Source organism: Streptomyces sp. NPDC045968 (assembly GCF_056430475.1).
Map to the genome: position 1 here is coordinate 626,293 of NZ_JBWKLF010000002.1, position 26,084 is coordinate 652,376.

Here is a 26,084-nt window from a genome sequence, read left to right on the forward strand (position 1 = left end):
CCCTGCCTGCGGATCTGGTCCGTTCCGAGTCGCGTGCCGTGCGCCTGTGCGGGATGCCGCCCCGCTACCGGGAGGTGATCTCGACGATGTACCAGCGTCCGTCCCGGAGTTCGGCCGAGACGGAGAGCTGGGCGGCGGCCGTGGTGGGCGCCTTGCCCTGGCGTTCGTAGACCTGGTCGAGGAAGACCAGGAGATGGGCGCTGCGTGCCGTCAGCCGCGTCACTCCGGCCCGAACGACCTGGCTGGTCAGTGTCAGCTTCTGGTCGGCCGCCTGCTTCTCGACCTGGCCGAACAGCGCGGCGTACTGCTTGAGCGCCTTGCCCGCGAGCACCTCCTTCGCCGACGCCTTGGTGGCGGCGGTCGCCCGGGGGCTGTAGGAGAACACCCTGCCGAGCGCGTTGCTGACGTCCCCCGTGACCTCGGTGGTCGCTTCCGTGTCCGTCAGCGCCCGGTTGGACGTCGCCGGGGTGTCGCGCAGCTGCCGGCCCTCGGTGAAGAGCAGACCACCGGCGACGAGCAGGGCGACCGCCAGGGCCGCGCCGGCGATCCTGGCCCACCGGCGGCCCGGCCCGTGTGCCCCGCTCCCGTCCTCCGTGTCGTCGGCCGGCGGCCCGGCGGCCCGCGCCGCGTCCACCGCCTCGTTGACCTCGGTGTCCTCGGTGTCCACGCCGGTGCCCACTGTCGCCGTCCCCGCCCTCTCGTTCATGCGCCGCCGCCGACCGGGATCGCCGTCAGCGCCGTGACCTTCCAGCCGTCCCCGGTCCGGGCGAGGGTGGCTTCGAAGCGTTTGCGCTGGGTGCCGCCCTTTCCGGTGCGCGGACTGACCTCGACGTCGACGGTCGCGATGAGCGCCGCCGTGCCGGCGCGCTCGTCGAGCGTGGTGAGCGCCGCGTCGGTGACCTTTCCGCGGGCCGTGGCTCCGGACTTCGTCAGGTCGCTCGCGTCCTTGTTCCGGGTCCGCTCCAGCTGGTCGTGGAGCGGACCGGTCGACGATCCGAGCCAGGCCGTGAGCCCCCTCTTCACACTGCCGGCGTTCCTGCCGTCCAGGCTGGTGAGCCGGGCGATGTGACGCTTCCCGTCGGCCAGCGCGGCGTCGCGGGCCTTGGCGTAGGCGAGGGTGTCGTCGCCCCGCGCCTGGGCGTAGGACCAGCCGCCGAGTGCGCAGATCAGTACGGCGGCGAGCAGCGCGGCCCAGCCGGCGGCGTTCCTCGGACGCCGTTTCACCGGCCGCCTCCGAGCCCCAGCAGGCCGGCCATGCCGTGGGCCTCGGGCCGGGTGACGGCGGCTGCGCCGAGTGCGCCGGGAAGCGGAGCGTCCGCTCCGGCTCCCATGAGTGTGCCGGGCCTGACCGGCTCGGGCACGGGGCCTCCCCTGGGGGCGTTCGCGCTGCCCCGGACGTTGATTCCGGTGCCGGGCGAGGAGGTGCAGCGGGCCTTGGTGTTGACCGGGGCGGCGGGCCTGGTGTCGAGGCCGTTGCGGTAGGCCGTGCCGCCGTATCCGGCGGTGCAGGGCAGCGGCTCGAAGAAGGTGACCGACATACCGAACCTCGCCCCGTCCTCGTCGACCGCGCTCGCCCCGGCCGCGGCGACGGCCGGGAGCTTCACGAGGAGTTCCTCCAGGCCGCGCTGGCGTGTGACGGCCACCTCGGAGGTGGTGAGGAGGTTGGCGACCACCACTCCGAAGCTCGGGTCGAGGTCGCGCAGGAGTCCGCTGATCTGTCCGGCGGCGTCGGGCGCCGCGGCGATCAGTCTGCGCAGATCGGTGTCGGAGCCCTTGAGCTCGGCGGCCAGCTCCCTGGCCCCGGAGGCGAACCCCTTGAGGGCCTCACCCTCCTCGGCCTGGGTGCGCAGGACGGTCTCCCCGTCGGTCATCAGCTTCGTGGTGACCGGCAGGGCGTCGTCCGCGGCCTGGACGAACTCGCTCCCCGTCTCCAGGAGGACCTGGAGGTCGTCGCCGCGTCCGTTGAACGCGGCGCCGAACTCGTCGACGACCGTGCGCAGATTCTCCAGGTCCACCGAGCTCGCCAGGTCGTTGACGCTGGTGAGGACGTCGGTGGGAGGCGCCGGGATGGTGGTGTCCGCCTCGTCGATGACCGAGCCGTTCCCGAGGAACGGCCCGTCCTCGCGGGTGGGCCTGAGATCGATGTACTGCTCGCCGACGGCCGAGAGGTTGGCGACCACGGCGCGCAGGCTGTCCGGGATCGGCGGTGCGTCGTCCTCGATGCGCAGCTCCGCCTCGACACCGTCGTCGGTGAGCTCGATCGGCCCGACCCGGCCCACGGACACCCCGCGGTACGTCACGTTGGAGTGCGTGTACAGGCCGCCGGTCTGCGGGAGCTGGACCGTGACGGTGTAGTAGCCGCGCAGTCCGACGTAGTGGCCGAGGTCCGCGTACCGCACGCCCAGATAGCCGAGCACGAGGACGGCGATGAGCAGGAAGGCGATGTTCTTCAGCCGGACCCCGCGAGTGATCATCGTGCGCTCCTCTGCGAGGTCTCCGGGACGGACGGGAGGGGCAGCGGAAGCGCCGCACCGGACGGGGCGCCGGGCGCGGGCTGCGGCGGGGGCTGGGGATCGTCCGGGGTGAGCGCCGGGATGATCTGGGTGCCCGGCATCGCCGTCACATCGAGATAGACGTTCAGGTAGTCGCCCTTCACCCCGCGCAGCACCTCGTCGGTGAACGGATAGGTGAACAGCACCTGGAGGGAGTCGGGCAGGTCCTGGCCGGAGTCGGCGAGGGCCTGGAGGGTGGGGGCGATGGCCTTGAGGTCGGCGATCATGTCGGCCTTGCTCTTGTTGATCGTGTCGACGGCGACGGTGGAGAGCGTGTCGAGCGAACGCAGCATGGTGAGGAGGGAGCCCCGCTGTTTCTCCAGGACCTTCATGCCGGGGCTGAGCCCGGTGAGGACGGTCCCGACGTCCTGTTTCCGGGTGGCGAGGGTGGCCGCGAGGCGGTTGACACCGTCGAGTGCCTCGGTGATGTCCTCCTTGTGGTCGTCGAGGTTCGTGACCAGCGTGTCGACGCGGCCGAGCATCGAGCGGATCTGTGGTTCCTGCCCGGCGAGTGCCTTGTTGAGTTCGGTGGTGATGGTCTTGAGCTGGTTGATCCCACCACCGTTGAGGAGCATCGACAGGGCGCCGAAGACCTCTTCGACCTCCGGATTCCGGTTGGTGCGGTCGAGCGGAATCCGGCCGCCGTCGGCCAGGGTGCGCCGGGCGGTGCCGGCGGCCGGCGGGGAGAGCTGGATGAACTTCTCGCCGAGGAGACTGGACTGTTCCAGGTGGGCGTACGCGTTCTCGGGGAGCTCGATCTTCCCGTTGAGGCGCATGGTGACCTTGGCGGTCCAGCTGCCGGGTGTGAGGGAGATCTTCGTGACCCGCCCGACCGCGACGTCGTTGACCTTCACCGAGGACTGGGGGGCGAGGCTGAGGACGTCCCCGAACTCCGCGGTGATCTCGTACGGATGGTCCCCGAGGTCGGCGCCGCCGGGCAGCGGCACCTGGTCGATGCCGCTGAACGTCGGTACGTCGACGGTCGTCACCACCAGGGTGGCCGCGATTCCGGCGGCGAGCAGGGCGGCGATGCCGGTCGTGCGGGGTCCGGGTCTGCGGAGGGCACGGCTCATCGGTTCGCCCCCTTCTGCGTCGTGGTCTTCTCGGGGGTGCCGTAGACGGTGCCGATCTCGGGGAGCGGCAGCACGGGCAGTTCCTTGCGGCGGTCGGTGTCCACCGGCTGGAGACCGGCGAGCCCCGTCGCGCCGGCCGCGCCGTCGACCAGGGGGCCGCCCATGGAGAGTTCGTTGAGGTTGGTCCGGCCGTTGAGTGTGCGGTTGGCCGGGTCGTAGGCGTTCAGGACGTTGCCGGCGGCCAGCGGCAGGGTGTCCATGGCTTCGGCGAGCGAGGCCCGCTGGTCGACGAGGGACTGGGTGAGCGGTACGAGGGCGTCGACGTTCTTCTTGAGTGCGCCGCGGTTGTCCTGGATGAAGGTCTTGACCTGGCCGAGGGCGGTGCCGAGTTCCTTGAGCGCCGCGCTGAGGTTCTTCTTGTCGTCGGCAAGGAAGCCGGTGACGGAGTTGAGCTGCTGCTCGGCGGAGCGCACGTTGCCGTCGTTCTCCTTGAGCATCGTGGTGAACGTCTGGAGGTAGGAGAGCGTGTCGAAGAGGTTTCCGCTGCTCTTGTCCAGGGTCTTCGTCGCCTTGCCGAACTGCTCGATGGAGTCCCCGATGGCCTTTCCGTTGCCGTCGAGGTTCTTCGCCCCCGTGTCGAGGAGTCCGGCCAGCGCTCCGTCGGCGTTGGCTCCGTCGGGGCCGAGCGCCGTGGAGAGCTCGGTGATGGACGCGTACAGCTGGTCGACCTCGACGGGGGTGGCGTTGTTCGCGGCGGGCAGTACCGCGTTGTCGGCGAGCTGCGCTCCCCCGTCGTACGCGGGAGCGAGCTGGACGTACCGGTCGGCGACGAGGCTCGGGGCGACGACGACGGCGTGCGCCCCCTCGGGGACCTTGACGCCCTCGTCGAGCCGCAGGGTGACCTTGACCTCCTCGCCCCGCGGCGTGACGGATTCGACGGTGCCGACCTTCACGCCGAGGATGCGCAGATCCGATCCGGCGTACACCCCGGTGGCCTGGTCGAAGTAGGCGGTGACTGTCGTCTTCCCCTCCTCCTCCAGGGCCATCACTCCGGAGGCGGCGGCGACGGCCACGACGGCGAGTCCGGCGCCGATGGAGACGGTGCGCGTGAGTCTCATGTCAGTGGCCGCCTTGCTTCGGAGGCATGCATCCGGGCACCTCGGGGTTCTGGGGCGGCAGGTAGTTCTTCGGGACGACCCCGCAGACGTAGTTGTCGAACCACCGGCCGCTGCCGAGCGTGTTGCCGACGAGCCGGTTGTACGAACCGGTCAGCGACAGCACCTTGTCCAGGCTCTTGCGGTTCTTCACGAGGACGGCCGTGACCCTGCCGAGCGAGTCGAGGGTGGGCTTCAGCTGCTTGTTGTTGTCCGCGACGACTCCGGTGAGCTGGGTGCCCAGATCACGGGTCCCGGTGAGCAGCAGATGGATGGAGTCGCGGCGCGCCTGGATCTCTCCGAGGAGGAGGTTGCCGTCCTCCAGCAGGGTTTCGAAGCTGCTCTTCTTGGCGGCCAGGGTCTTGGTGAGCTGCTTGCTGCCCTTGAGGAGGGTGACGAGCTGGGCGTCGCGCTCGGAGACCGTCCTGGACAGTGCGGAGAGGCCGTCGGCCGCGCTGCGGACGTCGGGCGGTGAGTCCTTGAAGGTCGCGGAGATCGTCTCGAAGCTCTTGGCGAGCTGGGCGGTGTCGATCTCGCCGATGGTCTCGCCGAGTCCGTTGAACGCCTGGGTGACGTCGTACGGGGAGGTGGTGCGGCTCGCCGCGATGCGGGAGCCGGGGTCCTGCGGGGCGTCGCCCAGCGGGTCGACGGCGAGGTACTTCTCGCCGAGGAGGGTCTTGATGGCGATGCCGACGGTGGAGGAGTTGCCGATCCAGGCGTCCTTCACCTCGAATTCGACCTTCACCCTGTTCCCGTCGAGCGAGACTCCGGTGACCTCACCGACCTTCACGCCGGCGATCCGCACCTCGTCGCCGTCGGCGAGCCCGGCCGATTCGGTGAAGTCCGCGCTGTAGGTGGTGCCGCCGCCGATGAAGGGCAGCGAGTCGGCGCGGTAGGCGGCGAGCCCGACGAGCGCGAGGACGAGGAGTCCGACGAGGCCGACGGCGACGGGGTTGCGTTCCCGTACGGGTGTGATTCTCATGCCAGGCACCTCGGTTGGGTGATCGCGATGCCGGTGGGCGGCGCGCTGCCGTCGTCGTTCGTGACCCCGGCGACCTTGGCTTCGCAGAGGTAGAGGTTGAGCCACGAGCCGTACGAGGTGAGGCGGCCGATCGCCGCCATCTTGGCCGGGGTCTTCTGGAGGAAGTTCTCGATCTGCGGTGTGCCCTTCACCAACTGGTCGGAGAGCCGCCCGAGTTGCTTGATGTCGTCCTTGAGCGGCTTGCGGCCGTCGTCGAGCAGGTCGGCGGTGACCGTGGTGAGCGCGCCCATGGCCGTGACCGCTTCTCCCAGGGGCTCGCGGTCGCCCGCGAAGCCGGTGACGAGCTTCTCCAGGGTGACGACGAGGTCGTTGAAGCCGGCCTCGCGGTCGTTGACCGTCTTCAGGACGGTGTTGAGGTTCTTGATCACCTGGCCGATCACCTTGTCCTTGGCGGCCACGGTGCTGGTGAGCGAGCCGACGTGCTGGAGGATGCTGTCGACGGTGCCGCCCTCGCCCTGGAGCACCTGGACGATGGAACCCGCGAGCTGGTTGACGTCCGGCGGGGAGAGCCCTTCGAACAGTGGCTGGAAGCCGTTGAAGAGCTGGGTGAGGTCGAGGGCAGGGGTCGTGCGGGAGAGCGGGATGGTCGATCCGGCCGCGAAGCTCTCGCCGACGGGTCCGACGCCCTGGTCGAGGTCGATGTACCGCTGGCCGACCATGTTCAGGTACTTGATCGAGGCGGTCACGGAGGCGGGGAGCCTGCGCCCCTTGCGGACGGCGAAGCCGACCTCGGCCAGCCGCCTGTCGGCCACCTCGATGGACTCGACCTGTCCGACCTCGACTCCGGCGATCCGGACGCTGTCACCGACGATCAGTCCGGTGGCGTCCGTGAACCTGGCCCGGTACGTGGTGGTGTCCCCCACGCCGGTGTTGGCGATGGACAACGCCAGCGCGACGGTGGCCAGGACGGTCACCAGTACGAAGACGATCGATTTCGCGAGCGGTCCCGCGAGGGAGCGGCGCTTCACTTGAGCTTCACCTCCGCACCGCGGAAGGCCGGACCGATGAGCACGCTGCTCCAGTCGGGCAGGGTCTGCGGCTGGACTTTCAGTGAGGGAGCGACCAGTTCGTTGACGAGCCGGGACTCCTGCGGGGAGTTGGGCATACCGAGGGCGGTGTCGGGGGTGGCCGGGAGTCCGCCGGTGTCCGGGGGGCCGTCCGTGGCGTCGCCGGAAGCGTCCGCCCCGCGGGCGTCGGCGGTCGGCACGCTCCTGCCGACGTACGGCACCGAGTAGCAGTGCGGTCCGCCGGTCGCGTCGTAGACCGGGGCGTCCCTGCCCGGCACGTACTTTCCCTTGGACGGTACGGACTTGACCGTGACGTGAAGTCCGGGCTGCTTGGTGCCCTTGCCGAGCGCCTTGTCCATGGCCGGGATGAATCCGGCGATGGTCCGCAGCGTGCAGGGGAATTCGTCCGAGTACCGCGCCAGCAGTTCCAGGGTCGGCCGGCCGGACGCGGAGAGCCGGATGAGGTTGTCCTGGTTCTTCCGGAGGAAAGCGGTGACGTCCTGCGCCGACGCGGTCGTGGACCCGTACAGATCCGCCAGTTCCGCCTGCTGCTCGGCGATGGTGGAGCTGGTGGTGGTGAAGTCGGTGAGCGCGTCCAGGACGTCGGGCGCGGCATCCCCGTACACCCGGCTCACCTTGACGAGCTCCTTGATGTCCGCGTTGAGGGTGGGGAGCTGGGGGTTGAACTCGGCCAGGTGCGCGTCGAGCGTGACGAGCGTGTCGCCCAGCTTGTCGCCTCGCCCTTCGAGCGCCTGGGAGACCGCGTTGAGGGTGGCGGAGAGCTTCTCCGGCTTCACCGCGGTCAGCAGCGGCAGGACGTTGTCGAGGACCTGTTCCAGCTCGATGGCGTTGCTGGAGCGGTCCTGCGGAATGACGGCTCCCGCCCGCAGTGCCCGGCTGGACGGGATGGGCGGCGGGACGAGCGCCACGAAGCGTTCGCCGAAGAGTGTGGTGGGCAGCATCTGGGCGGTGACGTCGTCGGGTATCTGTCCGAGCCTCTCCGGCTCGATGTCCAGGGTGAGCCTGGCGCCGTCGCCCTCGGCCGCGATGTCGCGGACGTGTCCGATGACGACGCCGCGCAGTTTCACATCGGCGTTGTCGTGCATCTCGTTGCCGACGGAGCCGGTGCGTACGGTCACGGTGGCGCTGTCGGTGAAGTCCTTCTCGTACACCGAGACGGACACCCACACGAGCACGGCGGGCACGAGCAGGAAGGTGACTCCGGCGAGTCTGCGCCGGACCGTCCGGACGTTCTGGGTATTCATCAGCCGGCCACCTTCACCGTCGTCGTCGCGCCCCAGATGGCGAGGGAGAGGAAGAAGTCGGTGACGCTGATCAGCACGATCGCGTTGCGCACCGACCGGCCCACGGCCACACCCACTCCGGCGGGACCGCCCGTGGCGTGGAAGCCGTAGTAGCAGTGGGCGAGGATCACCAGGACGCTGAAGATCAGCACCTTGAGCACCGAGAGCAGCACGTCGTCCGGGGAGAGGAAGAGATCGAAGTAGTGGTCGTACGTGCCCGCGGACTGGCCGTTGAAGAGGACCGTGATGTAGCGGGAGGCGACGTACGAGGAGAGGAGCCCGATCGCGTACAGCGGGATGATCGCGACCACGCCCGCGATGATCCGGGTGGTGACGAGGTAGGGCATGGAGCGCACGCCCATCGCTTCGAGGGCGTCGACCTCCTCGTTGATCCGCATCGCGCCGAGCTGGGCGGTGAAGCCCGCGCCGACCGTCGCGGAGAGGGCGAGTCCCGCCACCAGGGGGGCGATCTCGCGGGTGTTGAAGTAGGCGGAGATGAAGCCGGTGAAGGCGGAGGTGCCGATCTGGTTGAGGGCCGCGTATCCCTGGAGGCCGACGACCGTGCCGGTGAACAGGGTCATCGCGATCATCACGCCGACGGTGCCGCCGATGACCCCGAGGCCGCCGCTGCCGAAGGCCACTTCGGCCAGGAGCCGCTGGACCTCCTTCAGATAGCGGCGCAGGGTCCGCGGGATCCAGACCAACGCCCGTACGTAGAAGGTGAGGTGGTCGCCCGACTTGTCGAGCCAGCTGAGCATCGGCATCGGTCAGCTCCCCTTCGCGGGGACGATCTGGAGGTAGATCGTCGTGAGGACCATGTTCACGAAGAACAGGAGCATGAAGGTGATGACGACGGACTGGTTGACCGCGTCGCCGACGCCCTTGGGACCCCCGCGCGGGTTGAGTCCGCGGTAGGCGGCGACGATGCCGGCGATGAAGCCGAAGATCAGTGCCTTGAACTCGCTGATGTACAGGTCGGGCAGTTGCGCGAGCGCGGAGAAGCTGGCGAGGTACGCGCCCGGCGTGCCGTCCTGCATGATCACGTTGAAGAAGTAGCCGCCCAGGGTGCCGACGACCGAGACCAGGCCGTTGAGCAGGACGGCGACGAGCATCGTGGCGAGGACGCGGGGGACGACGAGGCGCTGGATGGGCGAGACGCCCATGACCTCCATCGCGTCCAGCTCCTCACGGATCTTCCGCGAGCCGAGGTCGGCGCAGATCGCCGAGCCGCCCGCGCCTGCGATCAGCAGCGCCACGATGAGCGGGCTGGCCTGCTGGATCACGGCGAGGACGCTGGCGCCGCCGGTGAAGGACTGGGCACCGAGCTGCTCGGTGAGCGAACCGACCTGAAGGGCGATGACCGCGCCGAAGGGGATGGACACGAGGGCGGCGGGCAGGATGGTGACGCTGGCGATGAACCAGAACTGCTCGATGAACTCCCGCATCTGGAAGGGCCTGCGGAAGATCGCCCGGGTCACCGCGGCCGTCAGGGCGAACAGCTTCCCGGTCTCGCGCAGCGGGGCGAGCAGCCGCGTCGGGGGCCTCTGTCCGGGCGGCTTCGGCGCGTTCTCGGCGGGCGGCTCGGGTGGCCGCACCGGCAGCGGAGCGGTCATGGGCGCGCACCGCCCACGGTCGGGGTGTAGCTGTTCAGGATCGCGGTACGGGCGGCCTCCGGCAGCTGGCCCATCATGGAGATGACCCGCTCGCGTCGGCGGAGGGCGGCCTGCCGTACGGGCATACCGGGCGAGGGCTCCAGCTGCGGTACGACGGTGCGGGGCCCCGCACCGTATCCGTTCCCGTTCACCTGCTCGGCGGCGAGGGTGGCCGCGTCCTTCTCCTCCGACATGCCGATGGGGCCTTCCCGGCGCCCGGCGAGGAACTGCGAGACGACCGGCACATCACTGGTGAGCAGCACCTCACGCGGCCCGAAGGTGACGAGGTTGCGGCAGAACAGCATGCCCATGTTGTCCGGGACGGTGGCCGCGATGTCGAGGTTGTGGGTGACGATGAGCATCGTCGCGTCGATCTGGGCGTTGAGGTCGATGAGCAGCTGGGAGAGATAGGCGGTACGGACCGGGTCGAGTCCGGAGTCCGGTTCGTCGCAGAGGATGATCTGCGGGTCGAGGACGAGTGCGCGGGCCAGGCCGGCGCGCTTGCGCATTCCGCCGGATATCTCGCCGGGCAACTTCCCCTCGGCGCCGAGCAGTCCGACGATGTCGATCCGCTCCATGACGATGCGCCGGATCTCGGATTCCTTCTTGCGGGTGTGCTCACGCAAGGGGAAAGCGATGTTGTCGAAGAGCGACATCGAGCCGAAAAGAGCGCCGTCCTGGAACATGAGGCCGAAAAGCTTCCGGGTCTCCATGATGTCCCGCTCGGGGCTGTTGACCATGTCGACGCCGTTGATGAGGACGCGGCCCTGTTCTGGCTTCAGAAGACCGATGATGGATTTCAGGAACACGGTCTTTCCGGTTCCTGAAGGACCGAGCATGACACTCACCTCACCGGCCGGCAGCGTGAGGCTGACGTCCTGCCAGATGTTCTGCTTTCCGAAGGACTTGGTCAGGCCTTCGACGACTACTTCGATTCCCATCGGCCCTCCTTCGAGGTTGAGGTGAACGACGTCATCTGTCAGCACTCCGGCTCTGAGAAAACCAATGGCGGTTCGTCGCACATGCACCAGGAGGCGCACGTTATGTCCGCAGAAACCGCCAGGACAAGCCGTTGAACAGCGGAAATCGTCGGACATGGATCTCGGCGCGGATCACTTGTCACCGAATGACAACCCCGCTCCACGGCTTTGTCGTCATCTGCGCAAGCAACTCCGTGTGTGCCGGGGCCCCGCGGCCCGGGGGGGCCGGAGCCGCGGGACCCCGACGGCGGGAGTTCCTGGCCCGAAGAGGGGTGCGCCCAGGAGTCCCACGTACATCGGACGAGCAGGTGGGGACATGCTTCCGATCTGCTCAACCGGGACGCTACGGGCCAGTAACCTGACTGCGCAATACTGGATACATACTTTCCTCGAACGTTGCGCCGGGACCCGAATTCTTTGTCAGTGAGTGAGTGATCGGCAAAGGAAAACTGTCAGAAACACAGAAGCTCTTCCGGGCGGACGGCCCGGAAGAGCTTCTTCGGTACAGCGGGTGTTCAGCGCTCGGGCTTGGGGACGGCAGGCGGACAGTTCACTCCCGGATTCGTCGCCACGCACAGCGGCGCCTGCATCATCTTGGTGTAGTTGTCCGCCTTCTTGCCCACGCTGGAGACGGCGGCCGTGAAGACGGCGTCGAGGTCCTCGTCGACACCGCACCCCTCGAACGGCGGGATATGGGCGTATCCGGTGAGGGGCCCGCCGAAGGCCACCAGATATCCGAAGCGCGGGTAGCTCTGCCCGTAGCCCCTCAGCACCTGCTCGAAGGGTCTGGCCGTGCGGCAGTTCGGCCCCACGTCGAGCGGGACCCCGTTCACCTCGACGTCGTACAGCCGCATCGAGAGCTGCGCGGTGATCGTGGTCTCCTCGGGCCAGGCCGGGGAGTCGGTCACCGTATGGCTGTGGACGTGGGCGGGGTCTCCCACCTGTTCGAGGACCATGGTGGCGGTGGTCGGCATGAAGCCGTAGGTGAGGAACGTGGCCTTGCTCGGCGGGAGCTGCCTCTTCCCCTTGTGGTCGAAGTCCACCGCGGACGTCACGTCGATGGTGCTGGCGCATCCGTCGGCGATGTACCGCTTGTTCAGGACGACCTTCATGAAGGCCGGGCCCAGAGCGGTCGCGCCGTCGAGTTTGACGGCGTTCGCGTAACCGGCGGCGTACGCCTCCGCGGTCGTCATCACCCACTCGGGCGGAATCTCGACCGGGCAGCTCGACGGTGGATCGTCGTCCAGGGCGTCCCGGCGTCGGTCCATGAGCCCTTCGATCCTCTCCCTGGCAGAGGGCGAGAGGCCGGGCCCGGCCGTCGCAGGGGGCTCTTCCGGCCGCGGTGCCGGGCTGCTCGTGGCGGGTCCCGGTACGACGGGGTCGGTGGACCCGCGGACCGTGATCGCGCCGAGCGTGCTCTCCTGTTCACCGGCCGGCTCGCACGGGACGGCGAGCCCGGGGGGTGTGGTCGCAGCGCCCTCGGCCGTCAGAGGAGTGAAGGCGAGGCCGAGGCCGACCGGCGCCATCGTGGCGCGGCCCGGACTGCCGAACGACACCGTGGGCACCTCGCCGGTGGCGACGAGTACCGCTCCGCCTTCCGCCGGCACGGGCACCGGTGGGGCCTTGAGGTCCTTCCAGGAAGCGTCGGCCGACTCGTCCCCCTGAGTGTGGCGGACCGTCAGCTCCGCGACCGCCGAGACGGTGGCCGCCCCCGTCTCGACGAACTGCCTCAGCGAGGACTGCGGCAGGTCCACCTCGACCGAGACCCCCTCGGGCTGGATCTTCTCCCCCGTCCGCACGGCGGTCGGAAGCTCGGCGGAGACCCGGACATCGATCTCCTGCGTTCCGGACGGGAAGGAGCACGTGTAGGAGAGCAGGACTTCTGACTTCTGGGGGGCGGCCGCCGATTCGGCACTCGGAATGAGGGCGGTAGCGACCACGAGCGCCCCGCCCACGGCGAGGTGGAGCGGGCGCCTCGCTGCGGCCCGCGGGTCGACAGTCATGCAGTTGAGTCCTTCCGGCACGCGTGGACCCGTTGTCGCCGGGGTCCGCTCAACCGGGGTCCACCACTCGGCAACGGCCCATCAGACAGATGGAGCACGGTCTCTACCGGCGGGTACGGTACGCACGCCGGAATCCCTTGGGAAGAGCTGACCGTGTAATCGGCACGACGGCGTACGGACTTTGGCGCCGCGTGACAAGACGGGGCCGTCGAGTTGTCAATCCGTGCGCACCCGCGGGCTCCGTGCGGGTGCCCGGCCGCCGGATGCGGGCGGCCGGGCACCTCTTTCACCTACGGGCGGTCATCGGGGGTCGCTCAGGTTCCGACGATGACCGGGGACTTACCCGTCGCGGTGCTCACGATGGTGTACAGGCCCGCGAAGCTGGCCGTTGCGCCGACGATGCCGCAGCCGCCGCCCACCTTGTTGCTGATGGTCAGCGTGAGGCCGCCACCGTTGGTGTTGAGGGTGCCGTTGGCTCCGCCGCTCGTCGGGTTGTTGTACTTGGCCGCGACCTTGCCGGTGACGTTGAACGTGCAGGGGCCCAGCACGCTGGTGCCGCTCACGGTCGCCTTGATCGCCCGGATCTCTCCCGTGACCTGTCCGGTGCTGTTGGTGCCCGCACCGGCCGCGTAGTCGAGACCCCAGATCTCCCACGCCGGCGAGACGTTGGTCGTCACGGTCCAGGTGCTGCTGAACGGACCGGTGCACGGCGAGTTGAAGGAGATGGAGGTGATGTTCGCGAGCTTCGCGGGGCTGCCGGCGACCGGGGACGTGGGCGCCGAGCCCCCCGCCGCGGACGACGCGCACTGGATCTTGTTGCCGTTGTTGTCCGTCAGGACCGTGAGACCGGCGCTCCCGGTGAACGCTCCGGTCGGTGTGATGGTCCAGCTGGTCGGCGCGGCGACGGCGGAAGGCGCGGCCAGGGCCACCGCCGCGGCCGCGGCGCCCACTGCGGTGAGAATGCGGGTTCGCTTGGACATGAAACTTCTCCTGTTCCTTGGGGAATTGAGCGATTTTCGCGTGGGCGGCATCTGCGGAATTCCCAGATGCGCTCGATACAGGACCGACAGTCGCGCTGATCTCCGATGCTCCTTCCGCGGACCTCGCGGAAAGAGAGAACGTGGCACCGGCATCCGGCGTCCTACTTCACCGCCGAGTGCCAGAACTGCGAGAACGCCTTGCCCTCGTCGGGGGCCAGGGATGCGGGGTCGTAGGGGCTCGCGAAGTACGTCGAGGTGTTGTTCAGCTTCACGTTGTTGTTGCCCGAGGCGGACGGCAGCCCGGTCTTGAGGTTGACCGCCCAGTTGAGGAGGCCGGCTCCGCAGCCGGTGGCACCCGGGACGGCGAAGGCGGTGTCGGCCTGGTTGGCCCCGGAGAAGGTGTAACGGCCCATCGCACCGGACTCGCTCGGGGTCCCGTCGCCCTCGAACTGCTGGAGGGAGAGCGAAGGCGCCGTGGCGTTCTGCGGCTTCAGCAGGACCGGGTCCGAGGTGGATCCGATGTAGCACTTGTCACCGAGGAACGGGTTCTTCAGGTGGATGCGCACCGGGATGGTGAGAATGGGCTCACCGGCCGAGAACGCCGCGGCCATATTGAAGTCACGAGGTGCGCCTGCCGGTTCGATGGTGGCCGTGACACGGTTCAGGTTGACGTCGGTGAGCTGCCGGCAGATTCCCGAGATGAAGGGAATCCCGCTCGGGCACATGATGCCGAGCAGACCGCCCGGGATATCCGCGGAATCGGCGACGAGGGCGCCCTCGGCGGGCGGCACGAGCGTGGTGGTGCCGTCGCTGTGCTGGATCACTCCGAGCTGCAGGTCGGTGTTGGTGGTCGGCACCTGTGAGGAGCCGAGCTTGATGGAGCCGCTCGCGGAACTGGAGGAGATGCAGGTCGCGATGTCGGTGACACCGTCCGCCGCCAGCATGGCGGGGGCATCCACCGGGCAACGGTTGAACGGCGCCCAGTGGCCGTTCAGCTGACTGGCCGCGGTGGCCGTACCGGTGGAGAGCAGGGCGGTGAACGCCGTGAAGCCTGCCAGCAGCCCCACACGCGTTCTGTTGGACACGGATCTCATGTCGTCCCCTCATTTGACGTGCCGACGTGATGACGGCGTTGTGCTCGGAGCGATCGGTTTCGGCAATGCACGTCGGCGCGTGACGTTCCAGCAGCCGGAAGATCTGAGCGGCAAATTTCGGGCAGATTTCGCGCCCTAATTAGCCAAGCCGTGATGTTACTCACGGGAAACAGGGCGACACAATCCTGCGGCTTAAGATCTTTTTCAGGGCCCGGATTTTAATAGAGAAATGAGCACCTGAGTGTGCCCGCATTATCAACGGGTGCGTACGGACGGGGAAAAGAGCACCCCTCCCGGATCAAGAACCCGGCCGGCGGTGTACACGGAACGGGAGAGCGGGGCCGGAGCCACAGGGACGTTCAGCAGCCGGCGGACCGGGGGCGGCGGCCGAAACGCATTGCCCGAAAACAAGCGCTCCCATCACGCCCCTGCCGAAGTTCCCGCGGCGCGGCCGAGATGTGTGCCCCCCGCAGTCCGATCTTGTCCAAGTAGTGGGCACTGCCCTTGACTTGGTCTATCTTCGTCGCGGACTTGGTACGCACCTGTCGGTTCGTGGGAGCGCTTTCCCCCCACCGCCTCACCCCACCACCGGGCGCCGAGAGCAAGGGGACACGTCATGCCACATCTCATACAGCCGTTGGACATCGGAGACCCCTTGGGGCCCCTCCCCCAGGAATTCGCCGCGATCATGCGTCCCGAACTGCCGAGCCTGATCAAGGAGATCGGCGTCGAGGTCACCCGGGCCTATCCGGAATACGCTCGTCTACTTGACGGTCCCAATGGTCAGGCCATCCGCGTGGGCGTGGAACAGAGCCTCGCCTCATTCGTCGACCTGGTCGCCGAACCGACCACCTCGACGACGCTCCGGGACGACATGTGCCGCCGTTTCGGCCGTTTCGAAGCGTACGAGGGCCGCACCATGGACACGCTCCAGGGCGCCTACCGGCTGGGCGCCCGAGTGGCGTTGCGGCGGGCGAAGAAGGTCGGCCGCACCCATAACTTCTCGCCCATGCTGATGCTCAGTTTCGCCGACGCCGTGTTCGCGTACATCGATGAACTGGAATCGCTTTCCCGCGAGGGCTTTCTCGAAGCCCAGTCGCAGTCCGGCGAACAGAGCGAGGCGATGCGCCGTCGTCTCCTGCATCTGGTCCTCGCCGGGAGTCCCGTCCCCCGTACCGCCATCGCCGAGCTGTGCGAGCAGACCGGGTGGGCGCTGCCCGAACAGGTCACCCTGGTCGCCATCCGGGCCCCGGCCGGCCTCGACCGGTTCAACGCCGACCGCGACATCCTGGCCGATCTCAGCGACCCCCAGCCGCACTTACTGATCCCCGGGCCTTTCGACGAGGCCCGGAGACTCATGCTGGAACAGTCCCTGCCCACCGCGCGGGCCGCGATCGGCCTGACGGTCCCGACCGCCCTCGCCTCGGACTCGATCCGCTGGGCGCGCCGGGTGCTCGAACTCGTCGACTCGGGCGTCATCGACGACGCGCCCTTCGTGCGCTGCGAGGACCACCTCACCACCCTGTGGCTGCTCTCCGACCCGGCCCTGCTCGATCAGCTCACCGAACGCGAACTGGCCCCGGTCGGCGGGATCAGCACGGCCCGCCGGGAGCGGCTGATCGAGACCCTGAGCATCTGGCTCGACACCCGTGGAACGGCCGCCCAGATGGGCGAACTGCTGGGGGTCCACCCCCAGACGGTCCGGTACCGCATGCGCAGCCTGGAGTCGATATTCGGTCAACAACTGGTCGACCCGGAGGCCCGGTTCTCCACCGAGGCGGTGCTGCGCGCCCTGCGGCTGCGGGCCCGCAGCGAGCGCGACCCGGGCTGAGGCGGATCACGCCTTCGGCCACAGGTCAACTTACTTACAAGTAAGGCGAAATAGACGGTCAGTCCCAAACGGTTGCGACACGGAGACGTACTCAACGAGAAACCTGGAACCGCGTCCCGTACACATGGAGGAGTCGGCCGCCCCCCGGCGGCCGCACGCACCGCCTCCTGGCCAACCATCCGAGAGGGAACCCCACATGACCGCCTCGCATCTGCTCGTCCCCGTACCGATCCCCGACCGGGTCGCCGCACTGATCGGGTCCTGCACTCCCCCGCACATCCTCCAGGCGGAGTTCGACGCCGACTGCGCCGCGCGCGAGGTCCGCAGGTTCCGCGGACCTCGCCTCGGCATCGAGGACCAGGCGGACCGCGAGCAGGCACTCTCCGACCTGGCCCGGGCCAACAAGGTCCTCTCCGCCTATCACCCGATGCTGGCCGTGCATGCCGGCTCCGCCTGGTGAGCCCTCTGTCCACCGCCGGCCGGCCGGACGCTTGCGGAGCGACCGCGCGGCACTTACCTTACTCAAAAGTAAGTTTACTTCGGAGTAAGGAACTGGCGTGGCCGACAAGAGCACCGGCAACCTCACCGCCGAACTGGCGGGACTCGACTTCGCGGCCGTGTCCCCCCAGGAGTTCGCGCGCATCGTCAAGGGACTGTCCGCCCAGCAGCTCGGCGAGGTCATGCGGGGCGAGCTGCGCGCCCGCGTGCTGCGCGCGGTGTTCGGCCGGATGAAGCAGCAGTTCCGCCCCGAGGCCGCAGGGCAGCTCACCGCCCTGATCCGCTGGAAGATCACCGGCGAGAGCGACGAGGTCTTCGAGACCTCGATCGACGAGGGCCGCTGCTCCGTCCGCGAGGGCCGCTCGGACGCGGAACCCCGCACCACCCTGGTGATGGCCGACGCCGAATTCCTCAAGCTCGTCTCCGGCAACGGCAATCCCGTGACGATGTTCATGCTGCGCAAGCTGAAGGTGGCCGGTGACGTCGGTCTGGCCTCGGGCCTGACCCGCTACTTCGACATCCCGAAGGCCTGAGCCGATGAGTTACTTCTCTCTCGCGCTCACCGAGGAGCAGCAGGATCTGCGCGACTGGGTGCACGGCTTCGCCGCCCAGGTCGTCCGCCCCGCGGCCGCCGAATGGGACGAGCGGGAAGAGACCCCGTGGCCCGTCATTCAGGAGGCGGCGCGCATCGGCCTGTACGGATTCGAATCGCTCGCCGACATGTACGGCGATCCGAGCGGGCTCTCCCTCCAGATCGCCAACGAGGAGCTCTTCTGGGGCGACGCCGGAATCGGCATGGCGCTCTTCGGCACCTCGCTCGCCGTCGCCGGAATCTTCGCCTCCGGCACTCCGGACCAGCTCGCCGAGTGGGTACCGCAGTGTTACGGGGACGAGGCCGACCCGAAGGTCGCGGCCTTCTGCGTCTCGGAACCCCAGGCCGGCTCCGACGTGTCCGCCCTGGCGACCAGGGCCCGCTACGACCAGGCCCGCGACGAATGGGTGCTCACCGGGCAGAAGGCGTGGATCACCAACGGCGGTATCGCCGAGATCCATGTGGTGGTGGCGTCGGTCGACCCGGCGCTCGGCGCCCGCGGCCAGGCCGCGTTCGTCGTGCCGCCGCGCACCGGGGGCCTCGAAGCGGGGCGCACCATCAAGAAGCTGGGGCTGCGCGCCTCGCACACCGCGGACGTGTTCCTGGACGACGTCCGGATACCAGGTCACTGCCTGCTCGGCGGCAAGGAGAAGCTGGACGCCCGGCTGGCCAGGGCGCGCGAGGGTACGAACACCAAGGGCCAGGCCGCGATGGCCACGTTCGAGGTCAGCCGCCCCACCGTCGGCGCGCAGGCGCTCGGCATCGCGCGGGCCGCGTACGAATACGCGCTGGAGTACGCGGGGCAGCGGGAGGTCTTCGGCCGCCCGATCATCGAGAACCAGTCGATCGCGTTCGCCCTGGCCGACATCCGTACGGAGATCGAGGCCGTACGGCTGCTGATCTGGCAGGCCGCCTGGATGGCCCGCAACGACCGGTCCTTCGACGCCGGCCAGGGCTCCATGTCCAAACTGCGCGCCGGTGAACTGGCCGTGTCGGCGACCGAGAAGGCCGTCCAGATCCTCGGGGGCGCCGGATACAGCCGGGAGCATCCCGTGGAGCGGATGTACCGCGACGCCAAGATCTACACGATCTTCGAAGGGACCAGTGAGATCCAGCGGCTCGTCATCGCGCGGGCGGTCTCCGGACGTCATATCCGCTGAGCATCGCCGTTTCGGGGAGGGAGAGAATGCCGGACAGCACGTCCGCTCCCACACCCCAGGAGAACGCCTTGTCCACCGCACCCGCCGGTCGTCGCCCCACCGTCCTCTATGTCACCGACTACACCTACGAGGCGCGCGGCCGGCGTTACTGCGACGAGGACGTCTTCCTGAGCCGGCGGCTGCGGGAGGAGTTCGACGTCGTGGTCTGCCACCCGCGCGACGCCGCGGCCATGCTGGACGGTTTCGACGCCGTGGTCATACGCAACAGCGGTCCGGTGATGCACTACCAGGAGGCGTACGACGCCTTCCGGGCCCGCGCACGTGAGCTGAGGACGCCGGTCTACAACCCCTTGGACGGCCGCGGGGACATGGCGGGCAAGCAGTATCTGGTCGAGATGACGCGCGCCGGCCTGCCGGTGATCCCCACCGTGGACCGGGCGGCGGATCTCGGGCTGCTGCCGGAGGCGGCGGAGTACGCCGTCAAGCCGAAGGCGGGGGCTGACTCGGTCGGGCTGTTCTTCACCCCGGAGCCCGTACTGCCGGAGGGCTCGGACGGCACGCTCCTCGTCCAGCCGAGGATCGGCTTCCGCTACGAGGTGTCCTTCTACTTCATCGACCACGACTTCCAGTACGCCCTGTACGCGCCGGACACCGAGCGGCGCTGGGTGCTGGAGCCGTACGAGCCGAGCGCGGCCGATCTCGTCTTCGCCCAGACCTTCATCCGGTGGAACAGCCTCACGCACGGCATCCAGCGGGTCGACGCCTGCCGGACCCCGGAGGGTGAGCTGCTCCTCGTCGAGCTGGAGGATCTCAATCCGTATCTTTCGCTGGACCGGATTCCCGAGGAGGTCCGGGAGGCGTTCGTCGCCCGGATGAAGGCCTCCGTACGCGCTCTGCTGGCCTGACCCGTCCGGTCCTTCCCCGCATGCGCCGCCCCGGGGCGGGTGTGAGGGTGCAAGCGTGACCACTGCCAGCGAGACCGCCCCCGCCGCGCAGAGTGCCGCCGCGCCGCCCGTGCTCGATCCGCGCCGACGCAACATCGTGTTCGCGACCATCGTGCTGGGCATGCTGCTGGCCGCCCTGGACCAGACGATCGTGGGAACGGCACTGCCCACGATCGTCTCGGACCTCGGGGGCGCCTCCCACATGTCGTGGGTGGTCACCGCGTATCTGCTGGCCGAGACCGTGGCGACGGTCCTGGTCGGCAAGTTCGGCGACCTGTTCGGGCGCAAGCTGGTCTTCCAGGTCTCGGCGATCGTCTTCATCACCGGTTCGTTCCTGTGCGGTCTCGCCTCGGACATGCTGCTCCTGATCATCTGGCGGGGTATGCAGGGCATCGGCGCGGGCGGTCTCATGGTCACGTCGATGGCGCTGATCGCCGATGTGATCCCCTTGCGCGAACGGGGCAAGTACCAGGGCGCGATCGGTGCGGTCTTCGGGATCTCCACGGTCATCGGACCGCTGCTGGGCGGGCTGTTCACCGACCATCTGACCTGGCGCTGGGCGTTCTACGTCAACGTGCCGATCGCGATCGTCGTGGTCATCGCGGCGGCCCGCAACATTCCGTCGGTGAGGGCGGCCGGACGCCCCGTCATCGACTACACGGGGATCGCGCTCGTCGCGATCGGCGCCAGCGCACTGATCCTGGCGACGAGCTGGGGCGGAAACGAGTACGCCTGGGGGTCACCGGCCATCATCGGCCTGTTCGTGGCGGGAATCATCGCCCTGACGCTGTTCTGCCTGGTGGAGGCGCGGGCCAGGGAACCGATGCTGCCGATGCGGCTGTTCCGGAATCCGGTGTTCACGGTCTGCTCGATCCTCAGCTTCATCGTCGGCTTCGCGATGCTCGGCTCCATGATCTTCCTGCCGACGTACCTGCAGTACGTGGACGGGGACTCCGCCACGCTCTCGGGGGTGCGCACGCTGCCGATGGTCGTCGGCCTGCTGGCCGCCTCCATCTTCAGCGGCAACGTGGTGAGCAAGACCGGGCAGTACCGGGTGTTCCCCATCGTGGGCACACTGATCATCGCGGTGGGGATGTACCTGCTCTCCCGGATGGGTCCGGACACCGGAGTCTGGCTGGAGTCGGTGTACATGCTGGTGCTGGGGCTCGGCATCGGTCTGGCCATGCAGGTGCTGACGATCGCCGTACAGAACACCGTCGACTACGGGGACCTGGGCACGGCGACCTCGGGCGTGACGTTCTTCCGTACGCTCGGCAGTGCCTTCGGAACGGCGGTCTTCGGCACGATCTACGCCAACGCGCTCCGACCGAACCTGGCCGAAGGAGTGGCCCAGGCGGCGCGGGCCGGCGGTGATCCCGCCACTCTGGCGCTGGCCTCGCAGAACCCGCAGGCCGTGCACGCCCTGCCCGCCGAGCAGTCCGCGCCGCTCGCCCAGGCGTACGCGGACACGCTGCACACGGTGTTCCTGTGGACCGTGCCGGTGGCCCTGATCGGTTTCGTCGTGGCGCTCTTCCTGAAGCAGGTGAAGCTCCGGGATTCCGCGCGGGCCGGTTCGACGGACATGGGCGAGGGCTTCGCCCAGCCCGGTGCCGGGGACTCGGCGAGGCTGCTGGAGTTCTCGGTGGCCAAGATCCTGCACGACGCCGGCCCGGCCACGGCGAGACGGATCGTCGCGGAGTCGGACACCCGGCTCGACATGGCGGGGGCCTGGGCGGTGATGCAGGTCGACCTGTTCACGAGGATGGTCGGCCATGCGGGCCTCGGCCTGATCGCGACCCGGCACCGCCTCCCGCCCGAGGTCCTGGTGCCCGTCTTCGACCGGATGATCGAGGAGGGCTATCTCTCCGGGGACGGCCATCTCTTCGCCCACACGGCGGCGGGCCGGCGGGAGGCCGCGACGATCTCCGACGCCTGGGCGGGCTGGCTCAACGCGCGCCTGGCCGAGGACGGAGCGCGCCCGGACGACCGTCAGCTGCGGGCGGCCGTCGACGTGATCGCCAAGCGGCTGCTGGCCGAGGACCTCGCGCAGGAACTGTCGCCCGCGGTGCGCGGATCGACGCGGGTGGGCGCCTCGGTGTGACCCTCAGACCCGGTCCCAGGACCTCGGACGGTCCTGGGCCTCCCATTCGGGGCGCAGCAGGGACAGGAGCGCGAGGTCGTGACGGCGCCCCCGGTGCAGGCACGCGGAGCGGCGCACGCCCTCGTGGACGAAGCCCGCTCCGGCGAGGACGCTCAGGGCCGCGGTGTTGTCCGTGTGGGTCTGTGCCTCGACGCGCTGGATCGGCAGCTCACCGAAGGCCAGGTCCGTCAGGGCATCGAGGGCGTCCGCGCCGTGGCCCTCGCCCCGGTGTTCCGGGGCCAGGATCAGATAGGCCTCCGCGGAACCCTCGGCCAGTTGCTGGTCGGTGAGGGCGATGTGCCCGATGGGGGTGCCGTCCGGGAGGAGGACGAGGAAGTCGTCACGGCTGGTGTCGTCGAGATAGCGCTCGATGCGCTCGCGGAGCTCGTACAGCGAACCCGGCCAGACCCCGGTCGCGTGGGCGTTCACCGGATCAAAGCGCCAGCGCCGGATCAGTTCGGCGTCGTCGGTCTCCAGGGGTGTGAAGGCGACGTTCCGGCCGCGCCAGCAGAGATCTCGTACCGTGTCCCGCTCAGCCGTGTCCTCGCTCATGCACGGATCGTACGGTCCGGTGTGCGGCCCGGGACAACGGTTTTCACTCGACGAAAACGGCCGCCGCGTAGACCCAGTCGCCCTCGTGACGGACGAAGCGGCTCTGTTCGTGGAGCGAGTCGGGGCGCCCGTCGTCCGTGTAGTGCGCGCGGAAGGTGACCGTTCCCGTCGTGTGGAAGGGGCTGCCCTCCGTCGTGTCCAGGATCTCCAGGCGCACCCAGCGCATCCCGGGATCGAAGTCGACCGCCGGCGGCCGGGTGTCGGGGTGCCAGGTGCGGAGCAGGTACCCCGCGTCCTGGACGACGAAGGCGGTGTACCGCGAACGCATCAGCGCCTCGCAGGTCAGGGCGGTGGCGCCGGCGTGCAGGCGCCCGCAGCAGGCCGCGTACGTCGCGGGCAGGCCGCACGGGCACGGGGACTCCGGAGTGATCCGCGGTACGGGAGCTCCGGTGCCGGTGGGGCGGCGCGGGCGGGAGGTGCGTCGTGACATGCCTCCATTGTGACCTGCGGGATTGTGGGGTGCGGGGGCGGTCGCTCAGCGGGCCGGGCCGAAGCGGTCACGGTACTCGCCGGGAGTGAGGCCGGTGCGGCGGCGGAGCTGGGTGCGCAGGCTGGTCGCGGTGCCGAGACCGCTGGCCCTGGCGACCACGTCCAGGCGTACCTCGCCGCGCTCGATAAGGCGGCGGGCGAGGGTGACGCGCTGTTCCGTGAGCCAGCCGAGCGGGGTGGTGCCGAGCTGGGCACGGAAGCGGCGGTGGAGGGTGGCGGGGCTGACGGCGGCCCGGGCGGCGAGTCCGGTCACGCTCAGCCCGGTGCCGAGGTGCTGCTGCGCCCATTCCAGGAGCGGGCCCAGCGAGGAGCCGGCCGGATCGGGCAGCGGGTGTTCGACGAACTGACGCTGACCGCCGTCGCGCTGCGGGGGGAAGACCAGACGCCTGCTGACGGCGGCGGCGATCTCGGCGCCGTGGTCGCTGCGGATGATGTGGAGGCCGGCATCGAGCGCGGCGGCGCTGCCCGCGGCCGTGATCACCCGGCCGTCCTCGACGAACAGGACACCGGGGTCGAGGCGCACCCGCGGATGGCGCGCGGTGAAGGCCTCGGCCCATCGCCAGTGGGTGGTGGCGCGCCGGCCGTCCAGGACGCCCGCGGCGGCGAGCGTGAACGCGCCGGTGCAGAAGCTGACCAGCCGGGCACCACGGGCGTCGGCGCGACGGATCGCGTCGAGGACGGCCGGGTCGGGCGCGGCTTCCGGGTCGGGGCGGTTCGGCACGATGACGGTGTCCGCGCGGTCGGCCGCGTCGAGCCCGGCGACTCCGGAGAGCTGGAAGAAACCTGCGTGCATGGGTACGGCGGCGGTGGCGGCGCAGAGCTCGAACGCGTACCAGGGGACGGGCAGTTCGGGGCGGCGCAGGCCGAAGAGCTCGGTGGCCACACCCAGCTCGAAGGGGTTGGAGCCGGCCGAGACGATCACGACGACCCGGTGCGAGGATTCTTTCGCCATGTGCGATTCCTAGCACTCCCGCGCACCACGGGCCAGGGCCGAGGATGAGTGGCATGAGCAAAGACACCGCACCGGCCCCGGCCGGACCGATCCTGCTGAACGACGCGCTGAGGTCCTTCGACGCGCTGTGGAGCCCGCGGGTCGTGACCCGGGTCAACGACTACGACGTACGGGTCGCCAAGGTCCATGGCGAGCACGTCTGGCATGTGCACGAGAACACGGACGAGTTCTTCCTCGTGGTCGACGGCTCCCTGGACATCGGGCTGCGCGAGGACGGCGGGGAGCGGTCCGTCACGCTTCGCCGGGGCGCCGTGTTCGTCGTCCCCCGGGGCACCTGGCACAAGCCGCGCTCGGCGGACGGCGCTTCGATCATGCTCTTCGAACCCTCCGGGACGCTGACCGTGGGCGACGACCACGAGGAGGTCCCGGAACATGTCGACGCGACGACCGGGCACGCGCTCACCCTCTGAACGCGGCTGCCGAGGAACGGGGTTGACACTGTGACCGGTGGCGGGACAGAGTCCCGCCGATGGAGATCACCGGCCTGACCCCCGCCGAGCGCCGCGTCCGGGACGCCTTCCCGCGCGGCGCTCTCGTCGACTTCCGTACGGGGGTGGCGGACGAGGACGACCCGGAGGGCGGGGCGGACTGGGGCACCGAGCGAACCGTGCGCGCCGAGGTGCTCCGGGCGCTGCTCCTCGCCGGGGAACAGGCGGAGGGCGAGGTGTCCGCCCTGCGGGTGTGGGGCGCGCGGATCTCCGGGGCCCTGAACGTGCGGTACGCGGTGGCGGAGTGCGCGGTGCTGCTGGCCGGCTGCTCCTTCGAGGCGGCCCCGAACCTGTACGGGACACAGGTGCGGCAGCTGAATCTGAGCGGTTCGGTGCTGCCGGGCCTGGACGCGGCGACGCTGCGCGTCGACGGGGTGCTGCGGCTGACCGGCTGCCGGATTCCCGGCCCTGTGCGGCTCGGCGGCGCGCGGATCACGCGGGCGGTGTTCTTCGACCGGACCAGGATCGGGGTGCACGCCGACGGCACGACCGCCCCGAACGAGGAGCCGGTGCTCCAGCTGAACCACGCCGTCACCGAGGACGATCTGTGGTGGCCGCGGCTTGAGGTGCACGGCGAGGTCCGGATCGACGGGGCCGCGGTCACCGGACAGATCCAGCTCGACGACGCGGTGCTGGTGAATCCGGGAGCCACGGCCCTTCAGGCGGAGAACGTCACGGTCGGCTCCGATGTGCGCGGCATGCGGATGCGCGTACAGGGGCGCGTCAATGTGCGCGGGGCCCGCATCCCCGGCCAGCTGAACTTCGCGTACGCCCAGCTCTCGCATCCGGGCGGGGTCGCGCTGCGTGCGAGCAGTTGCGTGGTCGGCGAGCTGTGGCTCCGGGAGGCGGAGCCGATCGAGGGCGGGGTGAATCTGCGGCGTTCCCAGATCGACCTCATCCACGCCGACCCGAAGGTGTGGCCGCCCGAGGTCCGGCTGGACGGACTGACGTACACCTCACTGCTCCCCCATCTGCCCGCGCAGCGGCGGCTGCCGCTCCTCGAACGCGAGGTGGAGGGCTACGCGCCCTACGCCTACGAGCAGCTGACGGCGGCGTACCGCCGGATCGGTGACGACGACGCCGCCCGCACGGTGCTCCTCGCCAAGCAGCGCCGGCACCGCGGGACACTGCCCGGGTACGCGAGGGTCTGGGGGTATCTCCAGGACGCCACGGTGGGGTACGGCTTCCGGCCGGTCCGTGCGGCCGCCTGGCTTTTCTCGCTGCTCCTCGCCGGCGCGGTGGCGTACGCGGCACACCATCCGCGCCCGCTGAAGGAGGACGAGGCGCCGCCGTTCAGCCCGGTGTTCTACACGCTGGACCTGCTGCTGCCGATCATCGACTTCGGCCAGGAGAAGGCGTACAACCCGACGGGCTGGTACCAGTGGCTATCGTATCTGCTGATCGTGACCGGGTGGCTGCTCGCGACGACGATCGCCGCGGGCATCACCCGGTCCGTCAGCCGGCAGTGACCGCGCGT

25 protein-coding genes are annotated in these 26,084 nt (G+C 69.4%); 8 read left to right on the forward strand and 17 right to left on the reverse strand.

Annotated features, from left to right (window positions below; translation table 11 throughout):
• Positions 1–64 precede the first annotated feature (64 nt).
• The 14 genes from AC07FA_RS08430 to AC07FA_RS08495 all read right to left on the reverse strand — a co-directional run bounded on the left by AC07FA_RS08430 (position 65) and on the right by AC07FA_RS08495 (position 14,841).
• Positions 65–706 (reverse strand): hypothetical protein, encoded by a 642-nt coding sequence (locus AC07FA_RS08430; RefSeq protein WP_479073993.1) that lies wholly within the window; start codon positions 704–706, stop codon positions 65–67.
• Positions 703–1,224, reverse strand: coding sequence for a hypothetical protein (locus AC07FA_RS08435; protein WP_479073994.1), 522 nt, complete (start codon positions 1,222–1,224; stop codon positions 703–705). Before AC07FA_RS08435 ends, AC07FA_RS08430 begins: the two co-directional genes overlap by 4 nt.
• Entirely contained in the window at positions 1,221–2,474 is a 1,254-nt protein-coding gene (locus tag AC07FA_RS08440) for an MCE family protein (RefSeq protein ID WP_479073995.1), read from the reverse strand. The genes AC07FA_RS08435 and AC07FA_RS08440 overlap by 4 nt, the downstream gene beginning before the upstream one ends.
• Positions 2,471–3,625, reverse strand: coding sequence for an MCE family protein (locus AC07FA_RS08445; RefSeq protein ID WP_479073996.1), 1,155 nt, complete (start codon positions 3,623–3,625; stop codon positions 2,471–2,473). The genes AC07FA_RS08440 and AC07FA_RS08445 overlap by 4 nt, the downstream gene beginning before the upstream one ends.
• On the reverse strand, positions 3,622–4,743 hold the full coding sequence (locus AC07FA_RS08450) for an MCE family protein (RefSeq protein ID WP_479073997.1): 1,122 nt from the start codon (positions 4,741–4,743) through the stop codon (positions 3,622–3,624). Before AC07FA_RS08450 ends, AC07FA_RS08445 begins: the two co-directional genes overlap by 4 nt.
• Before the next feature lies 1 nt (position 4,744).
• Entirely contained in the window at positions 4,745–5,761 is a 1,017-nt protein-coding gene (locus AC07FA_RS08455; RefSeq protein ID WP_479073998.1) for an MCE family protein, read from the reverse strand.
• The gene (locus AC07FA_RS08460) at positions 5,758–6,789 is read right to left on the reverse strand and encodes an MCE family protein (RefSeq protein WP_479073999.1); all 1,032 of its coding nucleotides are present in this window, start codon (positions 6,787–6,789) and stop codon (positions 5,758–5,760) included. Before AC07FA_RS08460 ends, AC07FA_RS08455 begins: the two co-directional genes overlap by 4 nt.
• Complete coding sequence (locus AC07FA_RS08465) at positions 6,786–8,093, reverse strand: MCE family protein (RefSeq protein WP_479074000.1); 1,308 nt, start codon at positions 8,091–8,093, stop codon at positions 6,786–6,788. The genes AC07FA_RS08460 and AC07FA_RS08465 overlap by 4 nt, the downstream gene beginning before the upstream one ends.
• A complete protein-coding gene (locus AC07FA_RS08470; protein ID WP_479074001.1) occupies positions 8,093–8,896 on the reverse strand; it encodes an MlaE family ABC transporter permease in 804 nt (267 codons plus the stop codon). Before AC07FA_RS08470 ends, AC07FA_RS08465 begins: the two co-directional genes overlap by 1 nt.
• Before the next feature lie 3 nt (positions 8,897–8,899).
• Positions 8,900–9,745: an MlaE family ABC transporter permease gene (locus AC07FA_RS08475; protein ID WP_479074003.1), complete on the reverse strand. Its 846-nt coding sequence runs from the start codon at positions 9,743–9,745 to the stop codon at positions 8,900–8,902.
• Positions 9,742–10,725 carry an ABC transporter ATP-binding protein gene (locus AC07FA_RS08480; protein WP_479074004.1) on the reverse strand — a complete coding sequence of 328 codons (984 nt, stop codon included), beginning with the start codon at positions 10,723–10,725 and terminating at the stop codon, positions 9,742–9,744. The genes AC07FA_RS08475 and AC07FA_RS08480 overlap by 4 nt, the downstream gene beginning before the upstream one ends.
• A 554-nt stretch (positions 10,726–11,279) precedes the next feature.
• Complete coding sequence (locus tag AC07FA_RS08485) at positions 11,280–12,767, reverse strand: DUF6801 domain-containing protein (protein ID WP_479074005.1); 1,488 nt, start codon at positions 12,765–12,767, stop codon at positions 11,280–11,282.
• 314 nt (positions 12,768–13,081) lie between these two features.
• Complete coding sequence (locus tag AC07FA_RS08490) at positions 13,082–13,747, reverse strand: hypothetical protein (protein WP_479074006.1); 666 nt, start codon at positions 13,745–13,747, stop codon at positions 13,082–13,084.
• 161 nt (positions 13,748–13,908) lie between these two features.
• Positions 13,909–14,841: a hypothetical protein gene (locus tag AC07FA_RS08495; RefSeq protein WP_479074007.1), complete on the reverse strand. Its 933-nt coding sequence runs from the start codon at positions 14,839–14,841 to the stop codon at positions 13,909–13,911.
• A 616-nt stretch (positions 14,842–15,457) separates the two neighbouring features.
• Here AC07FA_RS08495 and AC07FA_RS08500 point away from each other — a divergent pair.
• The 6 genes from AC07FA_RS08500 (at position 15,458) to AC07FA_RS08525 (ending at position 21,967) form a co-directional block, all read left to right on the forward strand.
• Positions 15,458–16,672 (forward strand): PucR-like N-terminal domain-containing protein, encoded by a 1,215-nt coding sequence (locus AC07FA_RS08500; protein ID WP_479074009.1) that lies wholly within the window; start codon positions 15,458–15,460, stop codon positions 16,670–16,672.
• Positions 16,673–16,868: 196 nt separating this feature from the next.
• Positions 16,869–17,132, forward strand: a complete 264-nt coding sequence (locus AC07FA_RS08505; RefSeq protein WP_479074011.1) for a hypothetical protein — start codon at positions 16,869–16,871, stop codon at positions 17,130–17,132.
• Positions 17,133–17,229: 97 nt separating this feature from the next.
• Positions 17,230–17,703 carry an SCP2 sterol-binding domain-containing protein gene (locus AC07FA_RS08510; RefSeq protein WP_479074012.1) on the forward strand — a complete coding sequence of 158 codons (474 nt, stop codon included), beginning with the start codon at positions 17,230–17,232 and terminating at the stop codon, positions 17,701–17,703.
• A 4-nt stretch (positions 17,704–17,707) separates the two neighbouring features.
• Positions 17,708–18,922, forward strand: a complete 1,215-nt coding sequence (locus AC07FA_RS08515; RefSeq protein ID WP_479074013.1) for an acyl-CoA dehydrogenase family protein — start codon at positions 17,708–17,710, stop codon at positions 18,920–18,922.
• A gap of 26 nt (positions 18,923–18,948) precedes the next feature.
• Positions 18,949–19,827 (forward strand): ATP-grasp domain-containing protein, encoded by an 879-nt coding sequence (locus tag AC07FA_RS08520; protein WP_479074015.1) that lies wholly within the window; start codon positions 18,949–18,951, stop codon positions 19,825–19,827.
• 55 nt (positions 19,828–19,882) lie between these two features.
• Positions 19,883–21,967, forward strand: a complete 2,085-nt coding sequence (locus AC07FA_RS08525; RefSeq protein WP_479074017.1) for an MDR family MFS transporter — start codon at positions 19,883–19,885, stop codon at positions 21,965–21,967.
• 3 nt (positions 21,968–21,970) lie between these two features.
• Here AC07FA_RS08525 and AC07FA_RS08530 read toward each other — a convergent pair whose 3' ends face one another.
• The 3 genes from AC07FA_RS08530 to AC07FA_RS08540 are packed head-to-tail and all read right to left on the reverse strand — an operon-like array spanning position 21,971 to position 24,059.
• Complete coding sequence (locus AC07FA_RS08530; protein ID WP_479074018.1) at positions 21,971–22,558, reverse strand: GNAT family N-acetyltransferase; 588 nt, start codon at positions 22,556–22,558, stop codon at positions 21,971–21,973.
• Between the two features lie 43 nt (positions 22,559–22,601).
• Entirely contained in the window at positions 22,602–23,048 is a 447-nt protein-coding gene (locus AC07FA_RS08535; RefSeq protein WP_479074019.1) for a YchJ family protein, read from the reverse strand.
• Positions 23,049–23,093: 45 nt separating this feature from the next.
• The gene (locus AC07FA_RS08540) at positions 23,094–24,059 is read right to left on the reverse strand and encodes a helix-turn-helix domain-containing protein (protein WP_479074020.1); all 966 of its coding nucleotides are present in this window, start codon (positions 24,057–24,059) and stop codon (positions 23,094–23,096) included.
• A 53-nt stretch (positions 24,060–24,112) separates the two neighbouring features.
• Between AC07FA_RS08540 and AC07FA_RS08545 the strand changes: the two genes are divergently transcribed.
• Together AC07FA_RS08545 and AC07FA_RS08550 are read left to right on the forward strand one after the other, a co-directional pair.
• Positions 24,113–24,529: a cupin domain-containing protein gene (locus AC07FA_RS08545; protein ID WP_479074022.1), complete on the forward strand. Its 417-nt coding sequence runs from the start codon at positions 24,113–24,115 to the stop codon at positions 24,527–24,529.
• Between the two features lie 59 nt (positions 24,530–24,588).
• Positions 24,589–26,076 (forward strand): polymer-forming cytoskeletal protein, encoded by a 1,488-nt coding sequence (locus AC07FA_RS08550; RefSeq protein ID WP_479074023.1) that lies wholly within the window; start codon positions 24,589–24,591, stop codon positions 26,074–26,076.
• Positions 26,077–26,084 lie beyond the last annotated feature (8 nt).